We start from the raw sequence: 16,629 nt of genomic DNA on the forward strand, positions 1-16,629 counted from the left end.
AACCCGGGACGGATGGATGGAACTGCCTCGAGCCTATGCCAGCGCCCAAGCGGGGTGAATAGCCACCTGCACACCCTTGTTTGGAGGGTTTAGTGCGGTTGCCCAGCTCACGTTTATCCTTGCTTCATGGCCATTTCCCTCGCTGCCCTGGTGGGCGTGTCCTCCCTGAAGCTGGCCAAGGCCGGGGTGGCGGAGACAACCTGGAACCAGGACATTAACTGGGTTGCCGTCACCGAACTGGAGGATCCGCAGCGGTTCCTCAACGGCGGCGAGCTGGTGCTCACCACCGGCCTGCGCCTGCGTTCGGCCCCGGAGCAGCGCCGCTTTGTGCGGCAGGTGCAGCGGGCGGGCGCGGTGGGCATCGGATTCGGCGTGGGGTTGTCACACGAGACGGTGCCGCCGGCCCTCCTGGCCGAGGCCAACCGCTGGGGCCTGCCCGTGGTGGAAGTGCCGTACGAGACGCCGTTCATCGCCATCACCAAGCTGGTGGCGGATGCCCAGTCGGCGGACCACTACGCCAAGCTGGAACGCCTGATCGCCGGGCACCAGGTCCTGGCCCGGGCGCTGCTGACCGGCGGCGGGCTCGCGGAACTGTTGAAGAACCTCGGCGGCATGCTGCGCACCGACACTGCGTTGACCCAGTTCACGGCCCAGCTGTACAACAGCGGCAGCGCCCACCCGTCGGCCGACACCTGGGCCAGCTATCCGGTGCCCACGGGACGGCGGGACGCCTGCACGCTGTGGGTGCGCCAGCCGTTCGAGGACACGGGAATCATCGGCTACGCGCAGAACCTGATCAGCGTGGAGCTCAACAACATGGTCAAGCAGCGCCAGGCCCAGCGCGCCCTGTGCGGGCAGGTGCTGGAGGACGTGATCCACGGGGCGCTGGAGACCAGCGAGGCGCAGCGCCGACTCGCGGGCGTGGGGGTGAACAGCACCCGCAAGAACGTGGTGCTGCTGGCCGTGTCGGCCGCCCACGGGAAGGCCCTGGGGAGCACCTCGGTGCCGCAGGAGCTGGAGAAGGCCGTTGCCGCCGTCGTGGGCAAGGACCTGGTGCTGGTGGTCAATGACGACGGTGGGACGGCGCCGTCGCTGGCGCGGAGGCTCAGCGACCACCTCGCCGAAGCCGGCATCCACGCCACGATCGGCATCGGCGGGGCGTACACCAAGCCGAACGGCCTGCGCTGGAGCTACTTCGAAGCCCGGGATGCTGCCAGCCATGGGTTGCCGGTCAACGAACCGGAGCGGCTGAGCCTGACGTCGCTGCTGCTGGCCAGCGAGGACGTACCGCTGGCGGACATGGCGCACGAGTCCCTGAATCCCCTGCGTTCGTTCGACGCCGCGCACGGGTCCGAACTGATGGCCACGCTGGAAAGCTACCTGAACAACAACGGCTCGGTGGCCGCGGTGGCGGAGGAACTCACCCTGCACCGCAACACTGTCCGGTACAGGCTGGCGCAGATCACGGAGCTGACCGGCTACGACCCCGCGGTCACGGCGGACCGGGTGCAGCTCTGGCTCGCCCTGGCGGTGGCCCGGCTGTCGGCGCGGCAGGGCAAATAGGGCCGGGACAGCGTCAGAGTACGCCGTGGCTGAACAGGTCGCGCGATTTTTTCCAGGCCTTCCGGTACCCGGCCTGTGCCGCCGCCATCCGTTCCTCCTGCAGGCTGAGCAGCTCCGCGTAGATGCCCGCCGTCGCGGGTTCGCCGTACTCCGCCGCGATGGCGGCCAGCAGGTCGCGGGCCACTACGGCGTCCTGGTGTTGGCCCAGGACCTTCTGCTGCCGGTGGGCGGCCTTGGCCACCTTGCCCGCACGCTTGCCGTGCACCAGTGTTGCTGATTCAGCCACGTGGCGCAGCCGCTTCGCGTCCTTGCGCACCCGGTGGAGCGCCAGTTCCTGCTCCCTTCCGCGCCGTGCGCGCTTGGCCGCTTTACGGGAGCGCTGCAGCCGCTTGGCGGCCTTGTCCACTGCCTTCGCGGCCGCCCGCCGGCCCGGCGCCACCGAGTCGGCGCGCACCGGCGGGTTGTCACGGAAATCCTCAAGCATGTCCAGGAGCCGGAAGTAACGCTCCGTCCCCAGGGCTTCCTGCAGGAGGCGGTACGCGGCGTCGTAGTCCGCGCCCGTGCGCTGTTCCACCCTCGACGTGGCCGCTTCCACTCCGTCCGCGGAGTGCAGTCCACCCAGCTGCCCGCGGAGCTGCGCCCGCAGGACCTCGGCGTCGCGTGGCTGGCCCAGGAGCTGGCCCAGCCACTTCAGTTCGGTCCGCAGCTTGCGCACCGGCGCTGCCCGGTAGAGCTTGGCATAGGCTGCCAGGACCGAGCGGATGCGGCGGGTGGCGGAGCGCATGTTGTGCACCGCCTCCGGTTCCTCCAGCCGGACGGCACCGTCGCCCGCAAGAATCGCGTCGACCTGCTGCGCCACGTAGACGGTGACGACGGCGGCCGCCGGGGCCCGCTTCCCGGCCAGCAGGGCGGGGGCACTTTGGCTGTCGGCGGCAGCGTCCCCTGCGGCGACACGCTTTCCCGCCTTGGTACCAGGGCCCAGGGCACGCGCCAGCTTCGAAGCGTGCCCGGCCGGCCTGGCGCCGGCAGCCGTGAGCAGTTCCCCAACGGGGCCGAAAAGGTCAGGCTTCCCGTGGACCAGCTCCAGCTCCCACTCGCGCCATTCCTGCCGCGCAGCGCTGGCTCCGCCGGCCAGCCGTTCAGCGGTGACCTGGTCATCGGCGAGGTCGGCGAGGTGGAGACCGTCGTCCCCATACAGGGGGTAGGTGGTGCGCCGGGTGTCCAGCCGCACGACAGGCACCGGAACGGCGCCCCTGAGGTACGCAAGAAGGTGGGTCAGCAGGGCGTCGGGGACGGCATCGGGCCGGCCGAGGGGGGCGTGCAGTTCCGTACGCTGCTGGACGCCCTCCCCCGTTGCCTGGTCGCCACCCCCCGGCGGCAGCTTGAGGTGCCATCCGGCGTCCTTCCCGCCGGTGCGGCGGCGGAGCGTGATGCGGCGTGCGGCCAGGGCATGGTTGGGGGTGTCGAAGTAGACGGCCTCCAGCAGGTCGGTGTGCGGCGCGCCGGTCCGGGCAACCCCGGCGGCCTGCTCCAGGGCCGGCACCACGGCACCGGCGTCGACGTCGTACTTCTTCTCAATCTCGAGTCCCCGGGAAGCTTCCACAGCCGTCCTTCCGCACTGCCTGGCCCGCGCCAGGCCCTCCGACCATCCGTTGGCAGTCTATTCCAGCCGGGGCAGGACGGAGAGGTCGGCCACAAAAGGACAAACATCAAACGTCTAACCTTTAGGCTGGAGGGCATGCCAGGAATTCCCCCCGCGTCTCCGCCCGCAACAGCCCAGGCGCCCGCGGTGCCGGCCGCCCCGGTCACCGGCAGCGCCCCGCCCAAGCCGCGTTCCGCCGTCGTCTTCGGTGTCATTGCTCTGGTCCTGATCGGACTGAACCTGCGCGCCGGCATCACCGGGGCCTCCGCGCTGCTGCACGATCTCCAGGCGGTGCTGGGCTATGGGGTGCTGGTGGCGTCCATCATTCCCTCGATACCCACCCTCTGTTTCGCCCTGGCCGGGGCCGCCACATCCTGGCTGACCGGCAGGCTTGGCGTGGAGAAGGCCATCCTGCTGTCCCTGGCACTGTTGGCCGGCGGGCTGCTGCTGCGCGGCATTCCCGCCACGGGCATGCTGGTGGCAGGGAGCGTGGTGGGGATGTCGGGCCTGGCCGTCTGCAACGTGGCCATGCCGTCCTTCATCCGCGAGCACTTCGCCTCCAGGACGTCGCTGATGACCGCTGTCTATACGGTGACCATGACCACCGGCGGTACCGTGACCTCGGTGGCGGTGGTCCCGCTGGCCCATGCGCTGGGGTCGCCGTCCGCCGCCGTCGGAGCCGTGGGCATCGCTGCCGTTGCCGCCTTCGTGGGCTTCCTCCCGGTGGCACTGCACGCCCACCGCACGGCCGTCCGGACCACGGGCGGCCATGTGGCCCCCTGGCCACTGCTGCGCACCCGGAAGGGCCAGCTCCTCACTGCCATCTTCACCCTGCAGGCCCTGCTGGCCTACGCGCTCCTGAGCTGGTTCCCCTACATGCTCACCACCATGGGCCTGAGCGCCGCGGACAGCGGGCTGATGTTCGGCCTCATGCAGCTGGTTTCCGTCCCGGCGGGCATGGTTCTGATTGCCATCGGGGCCAGGCCGCGGATGCTGCGTCCGGCCTTCTACCTGGTCAGCATCATCATGGCGGCCGGGATCGCGGCGCTGTTGTCCCTTCCCGTGGCGTATGCGGCCGTCCCGGCGGTCCTGATCGGTTTCGGACTGGGCATCTTCCCGCTGGTCATGGTGATGATCAGCCGGAGCGGAACCAGCACGGCCGAAACCACCGCCCTGTCCACCCTGGCCCAGTCCTCCGGCTACCTGCTGGCCACGGCCGGCCCGTTCGGCATGGGCCTGCTGCACAGCGCCACCGGCGGCTGGTCCCTCCCGTTGGCGCTGCTGCTGGTCCTTGCCCTGGCCCAGATCGTGGTGTCCCACCTGATCACCGGCCCCGCGATGACCGGCAAGAACGCGCGAGGAAAGTAATCCCATGACACTGAGCCCTTCGGTCCGTCCGCCGCTGGCCGCCGAGGTCACGGCCAAACTGCGCGGGATGGTCCACACCGGCGAGTGGCCGCTGAACCAGCGCATTCCGCCCGAGCCCGAGCTCATGGCCCGGCTGGGAGTTTCCCGCGGCACCCTCCGCGAAGCCGTCAAGGCCCTGTCGCACAGCGGAATGCTGGAAGTACGCCGCGGCGACGGCACCTACGTGCGCGCCACGAGCGAGATGTCCGGGGCCGCGCGCCGCATGTACCTGGACCATACCGAGCAGCACATCCTGGAGGTCCGGCTGGGCCTGGACACCCAGGCCGCCCGGCTGGCCGCCCGGAATGCCACGGACGACGACGTTGCCACCCTGCGCGCCCTCCTCGCCACCCGGGACCAGGCCTGGACCACGGGGGACTTCGAGGCCTGGGCGGACGCGGACTGGAGTTTCCATGAGGGCGTCGCCAGGGCCTCGGGCAATCCCCTGCTGCACGAGCTTTATGCAAGCTTCGGCACCGTGTTCCACCAGGACCTGCTGAAGCAGCAGGCCCGGCCGGGCTTCAACGGACTCCCGCGCGACGGCCACGAAACGCTGCTGGACGCCATCACGCAGCGGGACCAGGACGCTGCCGTGGCCAGCGTGAACCGCAACCTCAACTCGTGCGCGGAGTGGCTGGCGGAGTAGCCGGACATGGGTGCGGCCCGGCACTGGGGTGCCGGGGCGCCGTCGTCCGCTGTGTGCTGACGGGTGGTGCTAGTCGCGGCGCAGGCCCGCGAGGATGTTCTTGGGGCGCTGCATCTCGCCGTGCTTGGCACCGAGGATGATCACCATGGCAGCGAAGCCGGGGATGGCCCACTGGAGGGCCTTGAGCTGCTGCTGGGCCGACTTCAGCTCGTCCGAGGCTGCACCGTGCGGCTCGGTGGCACCCTCGGCACCCTCACCGGCCAGCTTCTCCACCTTTTTGCCCAGGATGCCCGAGTACAGGGTCACCGCAGCGCCCACCACGGTCACGGCCGTCTTGATGACGGTGTCGCGGGCCACGCCCTCCTGCTTGGCGATGCGGCCTTTGTTTTCCCAGGCAATGGCGAGGTCGGCCACCAGGTGGGAGGCGAAGGCTGCGGTCTGGAAGGGCGCCCACTTCATCCAGCCGGCGCTGGAAAGCCGGGTGCGCTCTGCGGGGTCCTTGGCCTGGGCTGCTGCCCCGTTGAGCCCGATGGCGCCCATCAGGGATCCACCGAACCATGCTGCTGCCGTCAGGTCGTGAACTGAACGGGCAATGAGATTTCCTGCCATGATGTGCATTCCTAACGTTGTGGACTGGTTGCAGCTGCGCTGCGGACTTCGCGTGCCGTGTTCCATCGAGGTATGGTCCGCCCATGGTAAGCACACTTACTAATATTACGAAAGCCCGTCCCGGCCGGGCGCCAACCGCGTAATATCGTCGCCATGGGAAACACAGGGACATTGTTCGGCTGGGCCTTCGGGGACCCCGCCCGTGAGAGTGACGGCGGCTACGTGGACGGGCTGCAGCGGGAGGCGCTGGGGAACGCCCGGGAGACGGCGAAGGCCAAGGGTGTCAGCGTCTTAGCGGGTTCGGAGGTGTTCACCGTCCTGAGCGCGGATGATTCCCTGGTGGAACTGGACAATGCCCCCGGCCAGCTGGTGGTCCGCTGCACCGTGCACGTCGAAGGACCGGGAGCCGAGAAGCTGCGGGCCGAAGGGCCCATGAACGGCTGAGGCATGTCCGACGGCGAATCCACCCTCAGCCAGGCAGCGGACGCTGTCGAGGAGGCGTCCAACCACAAGGCCCTGGACGTCCTGGCCCGCACCGGGTTTGCCGTCATGGCACTGCTTCACGTCATCCTCGGCGCCATTGCCATCGCCATCGCGTTCGGCCATCCGGGCGATGCCGAACCCACCGGCGCCATCGCGCGGCTGGCGGACAACCCCTGGGGGCCACTGGTGATGTGGGCCTGCGTGGCCGCCTGCCTGGGCCTCGCCTTATGGCAGGCCAGCGAGGCAACCCTGCGGGCCAGGAGCCTGCCGCGCAAGCAACGGCTGGCCAAGCTTGTGTCCTCGGGATTCCTGGCCATCGCCTACGGCAGCGTGGGGTTGACCTTCGGCGGCTTCGCCCTGGGGCAGCGCAGCGACTCCGGCGACAACACGCGCGACCTCAGCGCCAGCCTGATGGGCACCCCTGCAGGGCCGTGGCTCCTCGTGGCGCTGGGCCTGACCATCCTGGGCATCGGCATCTACTTCATGGTCAAAGGCTTCCGGCGCGGCTTCAAGGAGGAACTGTTCCACTTTGAGGGCACCCGGCGCGGCAGGCTCATCGACAGCCTCGGCGTCACCGGCCACGTGGCCAAGGGGGTTGCGCTGGACCTCACCGGACTGCTGTTCATCATCGCCGCCGCCAAGCACCGGCCCGAGGAGTCCACCGGGCTGGACGGCAGCCTCAAAGCGCTGCAGGACCACCCGTTCGGGCCCACGCTGCTGGTGGCCATTGGTGCAGGTTTTATCGCCTATGGGATTTTCGCGCTGATCCGTGCCCGCTTTGGCCGCATGTAGTTCCGGGGTTTGTGGGTAGGAAGGAAGTATGACCCAGCAGCTGCGCGTCGTTTCAGCCGCCACCGATAGTGCCGGCCAGGCTTTCGCTGCCCTCTTCCGGCTCCTGAAGCTGGCCAGGCCAGGCCGGCCCATCCATCCCGATGGACTGGGGCTGTCCGGAACTGTGGCCAGGACCGGCAACCCGGGCGGCCCCAGCGGCATAGCCTGGCTGGACTCGCCGGGCACCGACCAGGTGGTGGCCCGCTTTTCCCGGTCCGTGGGGCTGCCGCAGCACCTGCCGGACATCCTGGGCCTGGCCCTCCGGGTTTCTCCGTCCGGCGATGCTGCTGCCGGCCCTGCTGATGTCCTGTTTGCCTCCACCGGCTGGGGGCTGCCGGGCCGGTTCATCCTGATACCACGGCTGGATGTGGCAGGAGCCACCATGACCACACTGATGCCCTACCGCGGAAGCCTGGGCCCCGTCCTGCTGGGCCTGCGGACGCGGAGCCTCCCACCGGGTTCGCTTGCGTCAGGGGAATGGGTGCTGGGGCTGCACTGGACCACGCCGGGCGGCCGCTGGCGGGAAGGCGGTGAGGTGCGGCTGCAGGCCGGTGCCAGTCCCGCGGATATCCCCCTGCGCTTCGATCCCCTGGAGCACCAGCCGCCGGGCGCGCGGGCCTACGGATGGACCCGGCGCCTGCGGAAGCCGTCCTACCGGGCCGCACGCCGGCCCGCACCTCCCGCCGTCGGACGCCCCACCGAACCTGGACATCCCGCGGAACCCTCCGCGGGACACCGGGGAAGCACCACCGCAACTGGAAGGAACCCCATGTCCACCGTCTCGCAGCTGTTCAAGTCCCCCGCCGCCGACGTCTGGCGCGTCATCGCCGACGGCTGGCTGTACTCGGGCTGGGTAGTGGGCGCTTCCCGGATCAGGGATGTGGACGCCGAATGGCCCCGGGTGGGGGCCAACCTCCATCACTCGGTGGGTGCCTGGCCGCTGGTGATCGACGACAGCTCCCGCGTGACCGCCGTTGAGCCCGGCCGCTCGCTGGAACTCGTGGCGCGTGGCTGGCCGATGGGCGAGGCCAAGGTGGAAATCACCTTGGAGGACCGGGGCGCCCAATGCCTGGTGACCATTGCCGAAGACGCCATCCATGGCCCCGGCAAGCTGATGCCCAAGGCCCTGCGCGATCCCATCATCTCGGCCCGGAACCGGGAAACCCTGCGGCGGCTGGAGCTCATGGCCATCGGCGGCGCGGGTAAATAGCCCGGCCGGGTTAAGCCGACTTTAAACGCAGGAACCGCGGGACCCTCAGGCCCCGCGGTTCCTGCGCCCAGGTCCTAGACCTGCGCGGCGACACCGTCACGGGAGATGGAAACCATGTCCTCGCGCGGCACCACCTTGACGCGCTCACGCTTGACCTCGACGCCGTGCGAGCCGCCGGCCTCGGTGGCTGCGGCGCCGAGGGCCAGCTCGTGGGCATCCAGTGCCAGCCAGCCTTCCCAGCTGGTGAACTTCACGCCGCGGGCGTCGAGGAGTTCGGTAACAGCGTCCTCTGCGGGTGCCTCGGCGACCGGAAGGTTTGCGCGGTCTTCCAGCAGGTAGGTGACGGTCTCCAGGGCGTCGCCCTTGGTGTGGCCGATCAAGCCCACCGGTCCGCGCTTGATCCAGCCGGTGGCGTAGAGGCCCGGCACATGCTGGCCGGTCGCATCCAGGACGCGGCCGCCGTCGTTCGTGACCACGCCCTTCTTGTGGTCGAACTCAACGTCCGGCAGGGCGGAACCGAAGTAGCCGATGGCGCGGTACACGGCCTGGACCGGGTAGTCCACGTACTCGCCGGTGCCGCGGGCGTTGCCGGTGCCGTCCAGCTCGGTGCGCTCGAACTTGATGCCCGCCACCTTGCCGGGGGTCTCGGCGTCGTCGTAGATCTCCACCGGGCTGTGCAGGAAGTGCAGGTGCAGGCGGCGGGAGGCCTTGAGCTCGGAGAGGTCCTCGGGCTGCTCGGCGATCCAGTTGGTGAGGGTGCCCACCATGGTCTTGGTCTGGTTGTTCGTCTGGATCTGGCGGTCGGATTCCTCGTCGAACTCGAAGTCCTCCGGGTACAGGATGATGTCCACGTCCTTGGAGTGGGACAGCTCGCGCAGCTCCAGCGGGGTGAACTTGACCTGGGCGGGGCCGCGGCGGCCGAAGACGTGCACGTCGGTGACGGGCGAGGCCTTCAGGCCGGCGTAGACGTTGTCCGGGATTTCGGTGACCAGCAGGTCATCGGCGTGCTTGGACAGGACGCGGGCCACGTCCAGGGCCACGTTGCCGTTGCCGATCACGGCGATTTCCTTGGCCTCCAGCGGCCATTCGCGCGGCACGTCCGGGTGGCCGTCGTACCAGGAGACGAAGTCGGCACCGCCGAACGAGCCCTCCAGCTCCACGCCGGGGATGTTCAGGTCCGCGTCCTTGATGGCGCCGGTGGCGAAGATGACGGCGTCGTAGTGCTTGCGGAGGTCCTCGATGGTGAGGTCCGTGCCGTAGTCGACGTTGCCGAAGAAGCGGATGTCGCCGCGGTCCAGCACCTTGTGCAGGGCGTTCACGATGCCCTTGATGCGGGGGTGGTCAGGGGCCACGCCGTAGCGGATCAGGCCGTAGGGTGCCGGGTAGCGGTCAAAGAGGTCGATGCTGACGGTCAGCTCGCCGCTCTTGACGGCTTCGCTCTTGGTGAGGATGTCGGCGGCGTAGACGCCGGCCGGGCCGGAGCCCACGACGGCGACGCGCAGGGGACGCGCAGCAGATCCTACGGTAGTGCTGGATGACACGGCTGTGTTCCTTTTCTTCTGCATCGACTGCTGGCTAACTGCCGTTTTGAAGGCTCATAACGGCGGTTACGGAGCAATCGATGGGTTTCAGGTGGTGAGGACGGTCTTGCGGGGGCTGTTCGGGGTGGTGGTGCTGTAGTCAGCGGTTTTGAAGTGCGACGGCGCGAACGGGCTCACGCGCACCACGTCACCGATGACAATCACGGCAGGATTTGCGACGCCGGCCGCCTGGGCCTGGTCGGCGATGGAACCGAGCGTGCCGATGGTGACACGCTGGTCCGGCAAATAGCCGTTTTCCACGATACCAACAGGGGTGTCTGCAGGGAGTCCGGCTTCGCCCAGCGCGGACGCGGATTCGCGGAGCTGGCCTACGCCCATGAGCAGGATGATGGTGTGGTCGGCGCGGGCCGGGACCTCGGAAAGTTCCTCGTGGCCGGTGACCACGCTGAAGCCCTTGGCCAGGCCGCGGTGCGTGACGGGGATGCCTGCGGCTGCGGGGACGGAGATGGCGGACGTAACGCCGGAGACCACCTCGACCTCGACGCCGTGCTGGCGGCAGTATTCGGCTTCCTCGCCGCCGCGTCCCAGGACGTACGGGTCGCCGCCCTTGAGCCGGACCACGCGGTGGCCCTTGAGCGCTTCCTCGACGAGGATCCGGTTGATCTCTGCCTGCGGTACGGGGTGGTGGCCGGGGGTCTTGCCCACCTCGATGACGCGGACGTCCGGGGCGAGTTCGTTCAGCAGTTCGCGGGGGCCGAGGCGGTCGGCGACGACGACGTCAGCCTGGCCCAGGAGCCGGCGGCCGCGGACGGTGATGAGCCCAGTGTCGCCGGGGCCGCCGCCGACGAGGGCAACGGAGCCTCGGTGGGCGCGGCGGCGGCGGAGCGGAAGGTCCCCGGTTTCGAGGGCGGTGGCGACGGCGTCGCGGACGGCCATGGCGCGGCGCGGGTCTCCCCCGGCGTTGACGGCGATCTTGACGTCATCCACCACGGCGACGGCGGGGGTCCAGGCGGCAGAAGCTTCATGGTTGGAGGCGTTGACGCACCAGACCCGCTGCGCCTCGGCGTCGGCCGATACCTGGGCGTCCACTTCCGGAACGCCCGTGGCGGTCTGGATGAACCAGACGCCATCCACGTCGCTGGAGCGGTAGGGCCGTGCTTCCCAGGTAACCAGGCCGGCGTCTGCCATCTCCTGCAGCGAGGGCGAGGCAACCGGGGCCACGACGGTGACCAGGGCGCCGGCGTCGAGCAGCCCCTTGGCGCGGCGGGCCGCAACGGGGCCGCCGCCCACCACCAGCACGGGGCGGCCGAGCAGCCGCAGCGCCGTGGGGTAAATGTCCTGAATTGCCATGGATCAACGGTAGGGCGGCGTCACATTGGCCTACAAAGGGTCAGCAACACCAGTTCACGTAAGGTAACGCTGCGTCACAAAGGATTCTCAGGTGTGGGCGGCGAGGAAACGGCCGCGGTCCCGGATCAGCCGTTCCAGGTACCGGCCCAGGATAAGGCGCTCGACGGCGCGGCCCAGGACTCCCAGCGGGGCGGTGAACTCCACCCGGTCCGTCATGATGCTGCCCCCGGCTGTGGGTACGAACTCATGGACGTGCCGGAACGACCTGAACGGCCCCTTGACCTGTTCGTCGGTGAAGCTGCGGGGGAAGTCCAGGTAGGTGACCCGGCTGGTCATGGTGAGGGGAATGCCGAAGTGCTTGGCCCGCCATGTGACTTCCTGGCCTGCTCCGATCAGCCCTTTGGTGACACCCCCGACCGCCCGCTCCCCCGAGTCCTTCTGCGAGTCCAGGTGCAGGTCGATGCTGCGGGCCCGGTCAAAGAGCTGCGCCACCGGAAGCCGGGACTCGGTGCGGCACACGAAGCTGACGGTCATGGCGCCAGTCTGCCATGCGCCAGGGAACGGCAGAGCCCGACGGCGGGAGGTCGCCGTCGGGCCCTAAGCGTGCGTTGGGAGGGGTTTGGGTCAGCGGGTGCTGCCGGCCAGGAGGCCCCGGCGCCGCAGGAGGCGTTTCTCGATGGGCCCGAAGACCAGCAGCTCGATGAGGATGCCGACGCCGAGGATCAGCAGGATGGCAGCCATCACGATGGTCATGTCGGACAGGTCGCGGCCCTGGTCCAGCAGGGACCCCAGGCCAAAGCCGATGGTGCCGCCCACCGCGATGATTTCCGCCGCCATGAGCGAGCGCCAGGAGAAGGCCCAGCCCTGCTTGAGGCCGCTGAGGTAGCCGGGCAGTGCGGCGGGAAGGATCACCTGCAGTGCCATCTGCAGCCGGGACGCGCCCAGGACGGTCCCCACGCGCCGGTACTGCGGCGGGATCTGGTCCACGCCGGAGATGAGGCCGTTGATGATGGAGGGGATGGCGCCCATGAACACCACGAAATACACGGTGGCGTCCGTGAGGCCGAACCAGATGATGGCCGCGGGAACCCACGCCACGGACGGCAGCACCTGCAGGCCGGAGATCAACGGGCCGAACGCGCGTCGAAGCGGCGCAACCTGGGCCAGCAGCAGACCGACGGGAGTGGCAATGGCCACCGAGATCAGGAAACCCACCACACCGCGCTGCAGCGAGGTCCAGATCGCCTCCTGGAACTTGCCGTCGCCCCACAGGACGCCCATTTGCGCCACCACATCAAGCGGACCCGGAACCAGGTCCCGCCGCTTCACGCCGAGCGAGACGTAAAACTGCCAGACGAGCACCAGGACCACCAGCGCGGCCACCGGCAGGAGGATGCGGCTCCAATCGATCCGGTGCTTCCGGTCGGCGTCGGACTGCAGCGAGTCCAGGCCGGACTCAAGCTCCCGGAGGTCCTCATGGCCACTCGAAGTCCGCGTCAAAGCGGCATGGACGTGGGCCGCAGGCGCAGCGCCGGATGCCGCCCAGGGAGTGGCATCGGGCCTTTCGGAGCCGGACGCTTCGTCCGAAGGACGAAAGCCGTCCGGCGAAGGGGCGGGGGCGGCATCCGGCGCGGAGCCAGACAGGAACTTACTTGGCATGGCGGCGAATCTCCTCCCGCAGCCGGGCGGTGATGACCCCGGTCAGCTGGCCGGCGAGCCCGGCGTCGGTTCGGTGTTCCTCGGTGACGTTCCATTCCTGGACCACGCGGCCGGGGCGGGAGGACAGCAGCAGGACGCGCTGGCCCAGCCGGACGGCTTCGCGGACGTTGTGGGTGACGAAGACGATGGTGCGCCCGGTTTCCTTCCAGATGCGTTCCAGCTCGTCGTGCAGCAGGTCGCGGGTGATGGCGTCGAGGGCGGCAAAGGGCTCATCCATGAGCAGCAGCTGCCGGTCCTGGGCCAGGGAGCGGCCCAGGGACACGCGCTGCCGCATGCCGCCGGACAGTTCGTGCGGGCGCTTGTCCCCCGCGGATCCCAGGTGCACCAGTTCGAGGAGTTCCTGGGCCTTGGCGCGGCGTTCGGCCTTGCCCACGCCACGCAGCTTCAGGGCCAGCTCGATGTTCTCCCGCGCTGTGAGCCACGGGAACAGTGCGGCGTCCTGGAACATGAAGGCGGCGCCGTCGCTGGGCACTTCCAGGGCGCCCGACGTCGGCGCTTCCAGTCCCGCGATGATGTTCAGGAGGGTGGATTTGCCGCAGCCGGAGGCACCAAGGAGGGCAACGAACTCGCCCTGCTTGATGTTGGCGTTGACGTCGTCCAGTACCGGGGCGCCGTCGCCGAAGCGCTTGCCCAGGTGTTCCAGTACGACTGGCATGGTGGCGTCCTTTGGTAGTGGTGGGTGTCAGTCCTGGCCGAGGCCGGCTGCCGAAATCCTGCCGGCGCCGGTGACCTGGTTGAGCGCGGTGAGGTCGAACAGGCCGTTGACGTCGGCCTTCTTGGTGGTGCCGGCGTCCACCCCGTCCTGCAGCAGCTTGGGGTAGCTGCCGGCCAGCGGGTCGAGGGTGAAGGTGATGTTGGCGAGGGAACGGTTCAGCACGTCGGCCGGCAGCGCGGCCCCGGCGGATTCCTGCAGGGCGTCGTTGACCAGTGCGGCCTTCTCGTCGGCGGGTGCGGAGTTGAGCCATGCCACGGACTTGGCGTGCCCGGCCAGCAGCGCCTTGACGGTGTCCGGGTGGTCGGCGGCGAACTTCTGGTTCACGATCAGGACGGTGGTGGGGAACTCCCCGGGTTTGCCGGTGGCTGAGCCGTCCCACAGGTCTTTTTCGTCAACCAGCACCTTGGCTCCGGCCTGGAGCACCAGACGCGACGCCCACGGCTCAGGCAGCCACGCGCCGTCGATCTTTCCGTCCTGGAAGAGCTTGAGCGTCTGGGCGTTGTCCGTGGGGTTGATGGCGACGTCGCCGCTGCCGTCCACGCTGGTCTTGTAGCCCTGCTTGGTGAGCCAGGCGCGCAGGGCGACGTCCTGGGTCCCGCCCAGCTGCGGCGTTGCCAGGGTTTTGCCCCGCAGGTCCGCGGCGGAGGTGATGCCGGGCTTGACCACCAGCTGTGCCCCGCCTGCCGCGGCTCCCGCGATCACGCGCACGGACTGTCCCTGGCTCTTGGCGAAGGAGTTGATGGCGGGGTTCGGGCCGATGTAGGCCGCGTCGATGGCCCCGGCGTTGAGGGCTTCGATGGCTGCCGGTCCGGCGTTGAAGGTCTCGGTGCTGAGCTTGGTGCCGCCCAGGGCCTCCGCGAGGAACCCTTTTTTGACCCCGACGAGGGCGGGGGCGTGCGTGACGTTGCCGAAGTAGCCGAGTTTCAACTCTTCGGCGGGGGTGGGCTCGGCGGCCTGCGCCTCGGTGTTGCGGGAGATGTTGGAGGCAACGATGGCCCCGACCGCGATCAGCAGGACCAGCCCTATGGCCAAGGCAGCCTCGACGGCGCGCCTGCGCGTGGGGACCGCGCTTTCGCCTGCCACGATGCGGGTCATCCCGGGCTTGGAACTAGTCATTGTTTCACCATAGGGAGTGGCCCAGACCCGTTCAACGAAGCGGAAACGGGGGGTCACGCACGTTCATCCAGCGTCATATTCCGCCGCACAGCTGCCCGGTTTCGCGGATTCAGTTGCCTTTGACGTTGACCAACTGCCGCAGCTTGTGCCGCACCGTCACCAGGTCCGCTGCGTCCTGCATGACCTGGTCGATCGGCTTGTAGGCGGCCGGGATCTCGTCGATGAAGGCTTCGGACGCCCGGAACTCGATGCCCCGCATGGCCCGCTTGAGTTCCTCCAGGGTGAAGGTCCTGCGGGCCGCGTTCCGGGAGTATTCGCGCCCGGCCCCGTGCGGGGAGGAGTTCAGCGACGCCGGGTTGCCGCGGCCTTCCACAACATACGACGCCGTCCCCATGGACCCGGGGATCAGTCCGGGATCGCCGCGGCCGGCTTTGATGGCACCCTTGCGGGACACCCAGACGGGCTTGCCGTAGTGCGTTTCCTGCTCCGTGAAGTTGTGGTGGCAGTTGATCCGTTCGCGTTCCCGGACCGGCCCGCCCACCCAGCGGCTGAACTGGGCAGCCACCCGGTCCATCATTTCCTCCCGGTTCAGCAGGGCGAAGTGCTGGGCCCACCGCAGCTCGGCAATGTACCGCTCGAACTGGGGTGTCCCTTCGTCCAGGTAGGCGAGGTCCGGGTCCGGCAGGTGGACCTGATGCTTCCGGCTGACCTGCCGGGCCACCTGGATGTGGTGCTGGGCGATCCTGTTGCCGATGCCCCGCGAGCCCGAATGCAGGAAGAGCCACACGCCGTCGTCCTCATCCGCGGAGATTTCGATGAAATGGTTTCCGGAGCCCAAGGACCCCAGTTGCAGTTCCCACTGGGCGACATATTGGGCCGGGTTGAAGCCTGCTGCCGCGGCCCGCTGCTTCAGCTCGGCGATCCTCGGCCCGGCAGTGGGCAGCACCTGCTTGTTGTTGTGCCCTGCGGAGAGCGGGATGACCCGTTCGATGTTTTCGCGGAGGCTCTTCCGGTCCTTCGGCAGTTCCCGCACGGAGTACTGGGTCCGCACCGCAATCATGCCGCAGCCGATGTCAACGCCCACGGCCGCAGGGATGATGGTTCGCAGGGTGGGGATGACGGAGCCCACGGTGGCGCCCTTGCCCAGGTGCGCGTCCGGCATCAGCGCCAGGTGCGGGTAGATAAAAGGCAGGCTTGCGGTCATGACGGCCTGCTCGCGGGTCTTGTCGTCCAGGATGGACGCCCAGTTGAGCAGCTTCGGGCTGATGGTCTCCATGTCCGCCTCCCAGGCACCACCGCTAACGTGGTTGCAGGCTATTCCCGCACTCTACAGAGGAGACGCAACCATGGTGGACGTCCTGACCGAGATTGTCATCAACAGGCCGCGCGCCGAAGTGGCGGAGTATGCAGCCAACCCGGACAACGCGCCGAAGTGGTACGTGAACATCCACAGCTCACAGCGGCTCAGCCCGGGACCGCTGGATACAGGGTCCAAAGTAGCCTTCACCGCGAAGTTCCTGGGCCGGGAGCTCAAGTACACGTACGAGTTCGTTGAGTACGTCCCCGGCGAAAAGCTGGTGATGAGCACGGCCCAGGGCCCCTTTCCCATGCAGACCACTTACACCTGGACTGACGACGGCGGCGGCACGCGGATGTCGCTGCGCAACAGCGGGAGCCCCTCGGGTTTCTCCCGGCTGGCGGGGCTGGTCATGGAGCCTATGATCCGGCGTCAAACCCAGAAGGACCTGCAGAAGCTCAAGTCGATCCTCGAGGAGCGAAGGTAAGCCCTTAACCACC

The 16,629-nt window shown here is 68.7% G+C and carries 16 protein-coding genes; 7 read left to right on the forward strand and 9 right to left on the reverse strand.

Annotated elements, in window-relative coordinates:
* Positions 1 to 126 precede the first annotated feature (126 nt).
* Positions 127 to 1,563, forward strand: a complete 1,437-nt coding sequence (locus ACZ9J7_RS02040; protein ID WP_476206592.1) for a PucR family transcriptional regulator — start codon at positions 127 to 129, stop codon at positions 1,561 to 1,563.
* A gap of 13 nt (positions 1,564 to 1,576) precedes the next feature.
* On the opposite strand, the gene ACZ9J7_RS02045 is transcribed toward ACZ9J7_RS02040, so the two are convergent.
* A complete protein-coding gene (locus ACZ9J7_RS02045; protein ID WP_476206594.1) occupies positions 1,577 to 3,166 on the reverse strand; it encodes a CYTH and CHAD domain-containing protein in 1,590 nt (529 codons plus the stop codon).
* Positions 3,167 to 3,301: 135 nt separating this feature from the next.
* Here ACZ9J7_RS02045 and ACZ9J7_RS02050 point away from each other — a divergent pair, with 135 nt between their 5' ends.
* Both ACZ9J7_RS02050 and ACZ9J7_RS02055 read left to right on the forward strand, forming a co-directional pair.
* Positions 3,302 to 4,573, forward strand: a complete 1,272-nt coding sequence (locus ACZ9J7_RS02050) for an MFS transporter (protein ID WP_476206596.1) — start codon at positions 3,302 to 3,304, stop codon at positions 4,571 to 4,573.
* Between the two features lie 4 nt (positions 4,574 to 4,577).
* A complete protein-coding gene (locus ACZ9J7_RS02055; protein WP_476206598.1) occupies positions 4,578 to 5,258 on the forward strand; it encodes a FadR/GntR family transcriptional regulator in 681 nt (226 codons plus the stop codon).
* Positions 5,259 to 5,327: 69 nt separating this feature from the next.
* On the opposite strand, the gene ACZ9J7_RS02060 is transcribed toward ACZ9J7_RS02055, so the two are convergent.
* Positions 5,328 to 5,867 (reverse strand): hypothetical protein, encoded by a 540-nt coding sequence (locus tag ACZ9J7_RS02060; protein WP_476206600.1) that lies wholly within the window; start codon positions 5,865 to 5,867, stop codon positions 5,328 to 5,330.
* A gap of 153 nt (positions 5,868 to 6,020) precedes the next feature.
* On the opposite strand from ACZ9J7_RS02060, the gene ACZ9J7_RS02065 reads away from it, so the two are divergent.
* Genes ACZ9J7_RS02065 through ACZ9J7_RS02075 form a run of 3 tightly spaced genes read left to right on the forward strand, consistent with a single transcriptional unit; the run spans position 6,021 to position 8,391 of the window.
* Positions 6,021 to 6,311, forward strand: a complete 291-nt coding sequence (locus tag ACZ9J7_RS02065) for a hypothetical protein (RefSeq protein ID WP_476206602.1) — start codon at positions 6,021 to 6,023, stop codon at positions 6,309 to 6,311.
* Positions 6,312 to 6,314: 3 nt separating this feature from the next.
* Positions 6,315 to 7,142, forward strand: a complete 828-nt coding sequence (locus ACZ9J7_RS02070) for a DUF1206 domain-containing protein (protein WP_476206603.1) — start codon at positions 6,315 to 6,317, stop codon at positions 7,140 to 7,142.
* A gap of 28 nt (positions 7,143 to 7,170) precedes the next feature.
* Positions 7,171 to 8,391 carry an SRPBCC family protein gene (locus ACZ9J7_RS02075; RefSeq protein ID WP_476206605.1) on the forward strand — a complete coding sequence of 407 codons (1,221 nt, stop codon included), beginning with the start codon at positions 7,171 to 7,173 and terminating at the stop codon, positions 8,389 to 8,391.
* Positions 8,392 to 8,465: 74 nt separating this feature from the next.
* Here ACZ9J7_RS02075 and ACZ9J7_RS02080 read toward each other — a convergent pair whose 3' ends face one another.
* The 7 genes from ACZ9J7_RS02080 to ACZ9J7_RS02110 form a co-directional block, all read right to left on the reverse strand.
* Entirely contained in the window at positions 8,466 to 9,932 is a 1,467-nt protein-coding gene (locus ACZ9J7_RS02080) for an FAD-dependent oxidoreductase (protein ID WP_476206607.1), read from the reverse strand.
* Between the two features lie 87 nt (positions 9,933 to 10,019).
* Entirely contained in the window at positions 10,020 to 11,282 is a 1,263-nt protein-coding gene (gene cobA, locus ACZ9J7_RS02085) for a uroporphyrinogen-III C-methyltransferase (RefSeq protein ID WP_476206608.1), read from the reverse strand.
* Positions 11,283 to 11,369: 87 nt separating this feature from the next.
* Positions 11,370 to 11,816, reverse strand: a complete 447-nt coding sequence (locus ACZ9J7_RS02090; protein ID WP_476206610.1) for an SRPBCC family protein — start codon at positions 11,814 to 11,816, stop codon at positions 11,370 to 11,372.
* A gap of 90 nt (positions 11,817 to 11,906) precedes the next feature.
* Positions 11,907 to 12,941, reverse strand: coding sequence for an ABC transporter permease (locus tag ACZ9J7_RS02095; protein WP_476206611.1), 1,035 nt, complete (start codon positions 12,939 to 12,941; stop codon positions 11,907 to 11,909).
* A complete protein-coding gene (locus ACZ9J7_RS02100) occupies positions 12,931 to 13,656 on the reverse strand; it encodes an ABC transporter ATP-binding protein (protein ID WP_476206613.1) in 726 nt (241 codons plus the stop codon). Before ACZ9J7_RS02100 ends, ACZ9J7_RS02095 begins: the two co-directional genes overlap by 11 nt.
* Positions 13,657 to 13,683: 27 nt before the next feature.
* On the reverse strand, positions 13,684 to 14,811 hold the full coding sequence (locus tag ACZ9J7_RS02105) for an ABC transporter substrate-binding protein (protein ID WP_476211790.1): 1,128 nt from the start codon (positions 14,809 to 14,811) through the stop codon (positions 13,684 to 13,686).
* Between the two features lie 130 nt (positions 14,812 to 14,941).
* Positions 14,942 to 16,108: an RtcB family protein gene (locus tag ACZ9J7_RS02110; RefSeq protein WP_476206615.1), complete on the reverse strand. Its 1,167-nt coding sequence runs from the start codon at positions 16,106 to 16,108 to the stop codon at positions 14,942 to 14,944.
* A 70-nt stretch (positions 16,109 to 16,178) separates the two neighbouring features.
* On the opposite strand from ACZ9J7_RS02110, the gene ACZ9J7_RS02115 reads away from it, so the two are divergent.
* The gene (locus tag ACZ9J7_RS02115) at positions 16,179 to 16,616 is read left to right on the forward strand and encodes an SRPBCC family protein (protein ID WP_476206617.1); all 438 of its coding nucleotides are present in this window, start codon (positions 16,179 to 16,181) and stop codon (positions 16,614 to 16,616) included.
* Positions 16,617 to 16,629: the final 13 nt, after the last annotated feature.

Source organism: Pseudarthrobacter sp. TE9888 (genome assembly GCF_056279345.1).

Bases quoted from the DNA above. Each gene is read 5' to 3' on its own strand.
- ACZ9J7_RS02040 (WP_476206592.1), top strand. From the start codon at position 127: ATGGCCATTTCCCTCGCTGCCCTGGTGGGCGTGTCCTCCCTGAAGCTG.
- ACZ9J7_RS02050 (WP_476206596.1), top strand. From the start codon at position 3,302: ATGCCAGGAATTCCCCCCGCGTCTCCGCCCGCAACAGCCCAGGCGCCC.
- ACZ9J7_RS02055 (WP_476206598.1), top strand. From the start codon at position 4,578: ATGACACTGAGCCCTTCGGTCCGTCCGCCGCTGGCCGCCGAGGTCACG.
- ACZ9J7_RS02060 (WP_476206600.1), bottom strand. From the start codon at position 5,867: ATGGCAGGAAATCTCATTGCCCGTTCAGTTCACGACCTGACGGCAGCA.
- ACZ9J7_RS02065 (WP_476206602.1), top strand. From the start codon at position 6,021: ATGGGAAACACAGGGACATTGTTCGGCTGGGCCTTCGGGGACCCCGCC.
- ACZ9J7_RS02070 (WP_476206603.1), top strand. From the start codon at position 6,315: ATGTCCGACGGCGAATCCACCCTCAGCCAGGCAGCGGACGCTGTCGAG.
- ACZ9J7_RS02075 (WP_476206605.1), top strand. From the start codon at position 7,171: ATGACCCAGCAGCTGCGCGTCGTTTCAGCCGCCACCGATAGTGCCGGC.
- cobA (WP_476206608.1), bottom strand. From the start codon at position 11,282: ATGGCAATTCAGGACATTTACCCCACGGCGCTGCGGCTGCTCGGCCGC.
- ACZ9J7_RS02090 (WP_476206610.1), bottom strand. From the start codon at position 11,816: ATGACCGTCAGCTTCGTGTGCCGCACCGAGTCCCGGCTTCCGGTGGCG.
- ACZ9J7_RS02095 (WP_476206611.1), bottom strand. From the start codon at position 12,941: ATGCCAAGTAAGTTCCTGTCTGGCTCCGCGCCGGATGCCGCCCCCGCC.
- ACZ9J7_RS02100 (WP_476206613.1), bottom strand. From the start codon at position 13,656: ATGCCAGTCGTACTGGAACACCTGGGCAAGCGCTTCGGCGACGGCGCC.
- ACZ9J7_RS02105 (WP_476211790.1), bottom strand. From the start codon at position 14,811: ATGACCCGCATCGTGGCAGGCGAAAGCGCGGTCCCCACGCGCAGGCGC.
- ACZ9J7_RS02110 (WP_476206615.1), bottom strand. From the start codon at position 16,108: ATGGAGACCATCAGCCCGAAGCTGCTCAACTGGGCGTCCATCCTGGAC.
- ACZ9J7_RS02115 (WP_476206617.1), top strand. From the start codon at position 16,179: ATGGTGGACGTCCTGACCGAGATTGTCATCAACAGGCCGCGCGCCGAA.